The organism is Streptomyces sp. NPDC087420 (assembly GCF_044744165.1).
Classification (GTDB): Bacteria; Actinomycetota; Actinomycetes; order Streptomycetales; family Streptomycetaceae; genus Streptomyces.
Genome location: NZ_JBIUXU010000034.1, coordinates 1 through 8,865, shown reverse-complemented (window position 1 = coordinate 8,865; position 8,865 = coordinate 1). Strand labels below are relative to the sequence as shown.

Annotated in this window: 2 protein-coding genes; both read left to right on the top strand. The window is 69.0% G+C overall.

The window, feature by feature from the left end:
- On the top strand, positions 1-803 hold an 803-nt coding region (locus ACIO1C_RS35825; RefSeq protein WP_401872001.1), incomplete at its 5' end, for a condensation domain-containing protein.
- Positions 804-837: 34 nt separating this feature from the next.
- Positions 838-8,865: amino acid adenylation domain-containing protein (locus ACIO1C_RS35820; protein WP_401871998.1), on the top strand; the 8,028-nt coding region annotated here is incomplete at its 3' end.

Below are 8,865 nucleotides of genomic sequence, written 5' to 3'. Positions count from 1 at the left end.
CCGGGCAGGCGGCGACACTGGCGGGCCGGACTCCGGTGGCGTTCCACTGTGGTGTGCACGAGGTGTTGCTGTCGACGTTGGCCGGGGCGGTGGGCAGGTGGCGGCCGGAAGCGGCGAGCGTCCTGGTGGACGTGGAGGGGCACGGACGCGAGCCCGTCGGTGACGTTGATCTGTCACGGACGGTCGGGTGGTTCACCAGCGTGCAGCCGGTACGCCTGGACGTGACCGACGTCGACCTGATGGACGCGGCCGAAGGTGGAGCCGCCGCCGGCGACCTGGTGAAGGTGGTCAAGGAGCAGGTCAACCAGGCCCCGGGCGACGGTCTTGGCTACGAACTGTTGCTCCATCTCAACCCGGAGACTCGGCCTGTTCTCGAATCTGCTCCTCGCGCCCAGATTGGTTTCAACTATCTGGGTCGGTTCGCGGCGGCTACTGTGTCCGGCCGTTCTGCTTCGGTGGGGGCGTGGGAGATGGCCGGGGACAGTGCGGTGGGTGGTTCCGCCGATCCTGATATGCCGGTCACGCATGTGGTCGAGGCGGGTGCTGTCATTCGTGACACGGCTGAGGGTCCGGAGCTGACGCTCACGCTGAGCTGGCCGGACGGAGTCCTGGAGGCGGCCGACGCGGAGGCGCTGGGCGCGGCCTGGACTGATCTGCTCGCGGGACTCGCCGCCCACACCGACGCCCCCACCGCAGGCGGACACACCCCCTCCGACTTCGGTCTTCTGAACCTCGCACAGGACGAAGTGGACGAACTCGAAGCCGAGTTCGCCGATGACAACGACAACAACCACGACTTCTAGACATCTCGATGCAAGCCGCTGAGGAGAAGAAGTGATGACCCGATCCCGTGTCGAGGATGTCTGGCCGCTCTCGCCGTTGCAGGAGGGGCTGCTCTTCCACGCCGCCTTTGACGACCAGGGCCCCGACGTCTATCAGGGACAACGGAACTTCGACCTGATCGGTCCGCTCGACGCGGACCGGCTGCGGGGGGCGTGGGAGGCGCTGCTCGCCCGGCACGCGGCGCTGCGGGCGAGTTTCCGGCGGCGCAAGTCGGGTGATGCCGTGCAGGTCATCGCGCGAGAGGTCGTACTGCCGTGGCAGGAGGCCGATGTCTCCGGGCTGCCGGAGGTCGAGGCGTCCGCCGAGGTCGAGCGGCTGGCCGCCGGGGAGCAGGCGCGGCGGTTCGACCTCGCCTCGGCTCCGTTGCTGCGCGTGCTGCTGATCAGGCTCGGGGAGGACCGGCACCGCCTGGTGCTGACGAGCCACCACGTGGTGATGGACGGTTGGTCCGTACCCGTACTCATCAACGAACTCACGCGGATCTACGAGGCGGGGGGTGCGAGTGCGCTTGCCGGGCGGGGAAACGGTGCCGGTGCCCTATCCGGTGCCGTATCCGGTGCTGACGCGATCGCCGGGCTTCCGCAGGTCTCCCCCTACCGCGACTACCTGGCCTGGCTGGCAGCGCAGGACAAGGAAGCCGCGCGCGCCGCGTGGCGGGAGGAACTGGCGGGCGCCGACGAGCCGACGCTGGTGGCGCCGGCCGATCCGGGCAGGACGCCTGTGGCCCCCGAGAGCCTGATCACCGAGATCCCCGAGGAAGTGGCGCGGGGCATGGTGCGCCTGGCCCGTACCCATGGCCTGACCGTCAACACGGTGGTGCAGGGGGCATGGGCGCTGGTGCTGGCGCGGCTGGCCGGCCGGGAGGACGTGGTGTTCGGGGCGACGGTGGCAGGTCGGCCCGCGGAGTTGCCGGGCGTCGAGTCGATGATCGGCCTGTTCATCAACACCTTGCCGGTACGGGTACGCCTTGACGGCGGGCAGCCCCTCCTTGACCTGCTGACGGACCTCCAGGCGCGCCAGTCCGCGCTGATGTCCCACCAGCACCTGGGACTCTCCGAGATCCAGCGCCTGGTCGGCCCCGGCGCGATCTTCGACACGCTGGTGGTCTACGAGAACTACCCTCTGCCCCAAGCCGAACCGACCACTCCGGACCGCTTCGCGATCCGTCTCTCCGGTGGCCAGGAGGCGGCCCACTACCCGTTCACGCTGGTCGTGGCACCTGGCGACACGATGCGCGTCAAGCTCGACCACCGGCCGGACCTTTTCGACGGCGCTGCCGCCCAGGCCGTCTTCGACCGGTTCGTGCGGGTCCTGGAGCAGGTGGTGGCCGATCCGTCGCTGCCGGTCGGCCGGCTCGGCGTGGTGACCGGGTCCGAGCACGGACAGGTCGTTGAGGCCTGGAACGCGACGGCGGCCCCAACTCTGAGCCACTCCGTACCCGAGCTGTTCGCCGCCCAGGTGCGGCGCGCGCCGGCCGCCGTGGCTGTTGTCGACGGGGAGACGCACCTTTCGTACGAGGAGTTGGACACCGCCTCCGCGCGGCTCGCGTCGTACCTGACGGGCACCGGTGTCCGTCGCGGCGACCGCGTGGCCGTGCTGATGGAGCGCTCCGCCGATCTGCTGGTGACCCTGCTGGCGATCTGGAAGGCCGGAGCCGCGTACGTACCCGTGGATGCGGGCTACCCCGCCGAGCGGATCGCGTTCCTGCTGTCCGACTCCGCCCCGGCGAGGGTGGTCTGCACGGAGCAGACGCGCGGTGTGCTCCCTGCGGAACTCGTGCCGGATGCGTTGGTGTTGGACGATCCGGTGGTGGCGGCGGCCGTAGCTGCTTCCTCGGCTTCCTCGGCTTCTCAGGCCTCCGAGGTCTCCCTTCATGAGGGCAGTCGGTTTCTGTCGTCTGCCGAGGATTTGGCCTATGTGATGTACACGTCCGGGTCGACCGGGGTGCCCAAGGGGGTGGCCGTCCCGCACGGCAGTGTGGCCGCTCTCGTCGGAGAGCGCGGCTGGTCTGTCGGCGCGGACGACGCGGTCCTGATGCACGCCCCGCACGCTTTCGACATCTCCCTGTTCGAGGTGTGGGTCCCGCTCGCGGCGGGCGGCCGCGTGGTGATCGCCGGGCCCGGCGCCGTCGACGCCCAGCGACTGCGCCAGGCGGTGGCCGACGGTGTGACGGTCGCACACGTCACCGCCGGGCTGTTCCGGGTGCTGGCGGAGGAGTCCCCCGAGAGTCTTTTCGGCCTGCGTGAGGTACTGACCGGCGGCGATGTGGTTCCCGCCGCATCCGTCCGCCGGGTACGGGAGGTCTGCCCGGAGGTCTCGGTCAGACACCTGTACGGTCCGACCGAGATCACCCTCTGCGCGACGTCGCACGTCCTGCACCCGGGCGGCGATTCGCCCGGCGTGCTGCCCATCGGCCGCCCGCTCGACAACCGGCGGACCTACGTCCTGGACTCCTTTCTGCTTCCGGTACCGCCGGGCGTGGCGGGGGAGCTGTACATCGGGGGCGCCGGGCTGGCGCGGGGGTATCTGGGGCGTTCGGCGCTTACAGCGGGCAGGTTCGTGGCCTCTCCGTTCGTGGCGGGCGAGCGGTTGTACCGCACCGGGGACCTGGTGCGGTGGACCGACGGCGGGGAGTTGGTCTTCCTCGGCAGGGCGGACGAGCAGGTGAAGATCCGGGGCTTCCGGGTGGAACTCGGCGAGGTGGAGGCGGTGTTGTCCGCCCATCCGACCGTCGGCCAGGCCGTCGTTGTCGCCCGACAGGACCGTCCGGGGGAGAAGCGGCTTGTCGGCTATGTGGTGTCGGAGGGTTTAGGCGTTGATCCCTCGGCGGTGCGTGCGTATGTGGCGGGGGTTCTGCCGGAGTACATGGTTCCGGCGGTGGTGGTTGTTCTGGATGCCCTGCCGTTGACTGTGAACGGGAAGGTGGATCGCGCTGTTCTGCCTGAGCCGGATTTCGCCGGCCGGGTGTCGGGGCGGGCGCCGGTGGGTGTGGTCGAGGAGCTGTTGTGTGGGTTGTTCGCGGAGGTTCTTGGACTGGAGCGGGTGGGGGCTGACGACGGGTTCTTCGAGTTGGGTGGTGACTCGATCATGTCGATGCAGTTGGCGTCGCGTGCTCGGCGGGCCGGGCTGGTGATTTCGCCTCGGCAGGTCTTCGAGGAGAAGACCGTCGAGCGGTTGGCGCTGGTTGCTGAAGTGGTGGGCGCGGGTGGGGCCGTGCGTGCTGGTGACGTGGGTGTCGGTGAGGTGCCGTGGACCCCCGTCATGCGGGCTCTGGGCGAGCGGGCCGCTCGCGCGGGTTTTGCGCAGTGGGTGGTGGTGGGTGCTCCGGCGGATTTGGACCTGGGTGTGTTGGGCCGTGCTGTGGGTGTGTTGTTGGACGGGCATGACATGTTGCGGGCGAGGGTGGTCGGTGGTGCGTTGACGCTGGTGGTGGGTGAGCCGGGGTCGGTGGATGCCGCGAGCCTGATCACCCGGGTCGAGGCTGGTGCTGGTGCTGGGGCCGGTGGTGAAAGCCTTGATGTGGTGGCGGGTCGGGTGGCTCGTGGGGCTGTGGGGCGGTTGGATCCTGCGGCTGGGGTGATGGTTCAGGTGGTGTGGGTGGATGCGGGGCCTGGTCGGGTGGGTCGGCTGGTGTTGGTGGTGCATCACCTTGTGGTGGACGGAGTCTCGTGGCGGATTTTGCTGCCGGATCTTGAGCGTGCGTATGAGGATCTGGCCGGCGGCCGTACTGCCGTACTCGATCCGGTCGGGACGTCGTTCCGCCGCTGGGCTGGGCTGTTGGCCGAGCAGGCGATGAGCCCGGAGCGGGCCGCCGAACTGGATTCCTGGTTGGGCTTGTTGGGCGAGGAAGGTCCGCTGCTTGGGCGTCGGCCGTTGGATCCGGTGGTGGATGTGGCGGGGACGTTGCGTCGTCGTGAGTGGGTGGTGCCGGCCGGGGAGGCGGCGACTCTGGCGGGGCGGACTCCGGTGGCGTTCCACTGTGGTGTGCACGAGGTGTTGCTGTCGACGCTGGCCGGGGCGGTGGGCAGGTGGCGGCCGGAGGCTGCGGACCTGTTGGTGGACGTGGAGGGGCACGGACGCGAGCCGGTCGGGGACCTCGATCTGTCGCGTACGGTCGGGTGGTTCACCAGCGTGCAGCCGGTACGCCTGGACGTGACCGGCATTGACCTGGGTGTGGTGACCGAGGGCGGGGCCGCGGCCGGTGACCTGGTGAAAGCGGTCAAGGAACAGAGCCGTGCCGTGCCGGGCGACGGGACCGGCTACGAACTCCTGCGCCATCTCAACGCGGAGACCGCGAAGGTGCTCTCTGCGGCCCCGGCTCCGCAGATCGGCTTCAACTACCTTGGAAGGTTCGCCGCCGTGTCCGCGGAGGCGGGGCCGGCCCGGCCGTGGCAGATGGCGGGGGAGAGTGCGGTCGGCGGCTCCGCCGATCCGGACATGCCATTGGCGCACACCCTGGAAGCCGGTGCCGTCATCCGTGACACCGTGCGGGGGCCGGAGTTGACACTCAGCCTCAGCTGGCCGGACGGCCTTCTCGACGGGGACGACGCGGAGGCCCTCGGCGAGGCGTGGATGACCATCCTGTCCGGTCTCGCCGCCCACACGACCAGCCCTGTCGCCGGCGGACACACGCCCTCCGACTTTCCGCTGGTGGCACTGGAACAGACGGCCGTGGAGGAGCTGGAGCATGCCGTTCCGGACCTCCTGGACATCTGGCCGCTCGCCCCGTTGCAGGAGGGGATGCTTTTCCACGCCTCCTACGACGAGGCGGGACCGGACGTCTATCAGACCCGGCGGACGCTGGCCCTCGACGGCCGGCTGGACACCTCTCGACTGCGGGCCTCGTGGGAGGCCCTGGTGGCACGGCACGCCGTCCTCCGCGCGAGCTTCCACGAGAGCGCGACCGGCGAGTCGGTCCAGGTTGTCACCCGGGACGCGGTACTGCCCTGGCAGGAGGTCGACCTCTCGCAACTGCCGGCGACCGCGGCCCAGGCAGAGGCCGAACGGCTGGCGGACGTCGAGGCGGCGCAGCGCTTCGACCTGACCCGGGCACCCCTGCTCAGGCTGCTGCTGATCCGGTTGGCGGACGATCGGCACCGCCTGGTCGTCACCAGCCATCACATCGTGCTGGACGGCTGGTCGACACCGATCGTGCTCAACGAGGTGGCAGCCGTCTACGCCGCCGGAGGCGAGGCTTCGGGCCTTCAGCGGACGAATTCGTACGGCGAGTACCTGGCCTGGCTCGGCCGTCAGGACAAGTCGGCGGCTCGGGAGGCCTGGCGCACGGAACTGGCGGGAGTCGAGGAATCGACACTCGTGGCCCCTGCCGACCCGGGCAGGACATCGGTCGCCCCCGGGCAGACCTCGGTGGACCTCTCCCGGGAGACCACTCAAGGCCTCGCGGCACTGGCCCGGACGCATGGGCTGACGGTGAACACGGTGGTGCAGGGTGCGTGGGCGCTGGTGTTGGCGCGGCTGGCCGGGCGGGACGACGTGGTGTTCGGCGCGACGGTGGCCGGGCGTCCCCCGGAGCTGCCTGGCGTGGAGGGCATGGTGGGGCTGTTCATCAACACTTTGCCGGTACGGGTACGGCTGGATGGCGCGCGGTCGGTCCTGGAGACGCTGGCCGACCTTCAGCAACGGCAGACACGTCTGATGTCCCACCAGCACATGAGTCTGGCGGAGATTCAGGGAATCGCCGGTCCGGGTGCCTCCTTCGACACCATGCTCATGTTCGAGAACTACCCCCGGAACTCGGTCGCTCTTTCCGAGTCCGGCCGGGATGACGGCACTGTGTCGATCCGACAGTTGGACACCCTGGCTGGTACGCACTATCCCCTGGCCGTGGGCATCGCCCCGGCGGACCGCCTTCAGGTCCGCCTCACCTTTCGGCCGGATCTGTTCTCCCTCGCGGAGGCGTCGGGGGTCGGGCGTCGGCTGGTATGGGTGTTGGAGCAGGTGGTGGCTGATCCGTTGGTGGCCGTGGGGCGGATCGATGTGGTGGGGGAGGTTGAGCGGGAGCTTGTGGTCGGGGCGTTCAATGACACGGGGCGGCTTGTGGTGGGGGGGTCGTTGTTGGAGTTGTTCGGCTCGCATGTTCGTGCGAGTGCGGGTGTGGTGGCGGTTCGGTCGGGCTCTGAGGTTTTGTCGTATGCGGAGTTGGATGAGCGGTCGGACCGGTTGGCCCGGTTTTTGGTGAGTGTGGGTGTGGGTGTGGGTGTGGGGCGTGAGGGGGTGGTGGGTCTTTGTCTGCCGCGTGGGGTGGATGTGGTGGTGGGGGAGCTGGCGGTGTGGAAGGCCGGTGGGGCTTTCGCGCCGCTTGATCCTGAGTATCCGTCCGATCGGTTGCGGTACATGATCGGGAACAGTGGTGCGGGTGTGGTCCTGGCGACGGCGGAGACGTTGGCTCGGGTGCCTTCGGGGCCGGCCCGTGTGGTGTTGCTGGAGGAAGTCCCTGCTGTGCCTGATCCGGTCGTGTTGCCGGGTGTCATGGATCCGGACCAGCTCGCGTATGTGATCTATACCTCTGGGTCGTCGGGTCGGCCGAAGGGTGTGGCGGTGGGGCATCGGGGTGTGGTGAACCTGGTGGGGGCTATGGCTCCGGTGTTGGGGGCTGGGCCTGGTGTGGTGACGTTGCAGTTTGCTTCGTTCAGTTTTGATGCGGCGATCCTGGATGTGGCGGTGGTTCTGGGTTCGGGTGGCACGTTGGCGATCGCGACGGGTGAGGAGCGTGCGGAGCCAGGTGCGTTGGCGGGGATGATCGCGGCCCACGGTGTGACCACGGCGAGTGTGGTGCCCTCTCTCCTCGGGGTTCTGGATCCCGAGCAGGTGTCGGGGGTGAAGACGTGGGTGCTGGGTGCGGAGCGCCTGACCGCGGATCTCGCTGCCCGGTGGGTGCCTGGGGCGAAGGTGGTCAACACGTACGGGCCGACCGAGGCGACGGTGATGGTGACAGCCGGTCCGGTCGACGCAGGTATCGCGTCGGCGGACGAGGCGCCTGTCATTGGTCGTCCGTTGTCCAACTCTCGTGTTTATGTGTTGGATTCCTTTCTTCGTCCGGTTCCGCCGGGTGTGACGGGTGAGGTGTATGTGGCGGGTGCGGGTCTGGCTCGTGGTTACGTCGCCCGTCCTGATCTCACTTCGGAGCGTTTTGTGGCGTGTCCGTTCGCGATGGGTGAGCGGATGTATCGGTCGGGTGATCTGGCGCGCTGGAACGGTGAGGGGGAGTTGGCGTTCGTCGGGCGGGCTGACGCGCAGGTGAAGGTGCGTGGCTTCCGTATCGAGCTGGGCGAGGTCGAGGCGGTCCTCTCCGCCCATCCGGGAGTGGCCCAGGCGGTTGTCGTGGCCCGCGAGGACGGCCCCGGCGACAAGCAGCTCGTCGGCTACGTCGTACCGCAGACGCAAGGGGCCGAGGTAGCCGAGCTTCGCGAGTACGTCGGAAAGGCGCTGCCGGAGTACATGGTGCCGGCGGTGTTGGTGACGTTGGACGCCCTGCCCCTGACACCGAACGGCAAGGTCGACCGGGCCACCCTTCCTGCCCCCGAGGTGGGTGAAGGGGCCTCGGGTCGTGCGCCGGTAGGGGAGACGGAAGAGAAGCTGTCTGCTCTGTTCGCCGAGATCCTCGGGTTGGAGCGGGTGGGGGCTGACGAGGGGTTCTTTGAGCTGGGCGGTGACTCGATCATGTCGATGCAGTTGGCGTCGCGTGCTCGGCGGGCCGGGCTGGTGATCACCCCTCGGCAGGTCTTCGAGGAGAAGACCGTCGAACGGCTGGCGCGAGCGGTTGAAGCCGCGGGGGCTGCTGAGAGTGACGACGTGGATGACGTGGCTGTGGGAGAGATTCCTTGGACGCCTGCCATGCGTGCCTCGGGGGAACGAGCGGCTCTGCCGAAGAACGCCCAGTGGGTGGTGGTGGGTGCTCCGGCGGATTTGGACCTGGATGTGTTGGGCCGTGCTGTGGGTGTGTTGTTGGACGGGCACGGGATGTTGCGGGCGCGGGTGGTCGGTGGTGCGTTGACGCTGGTG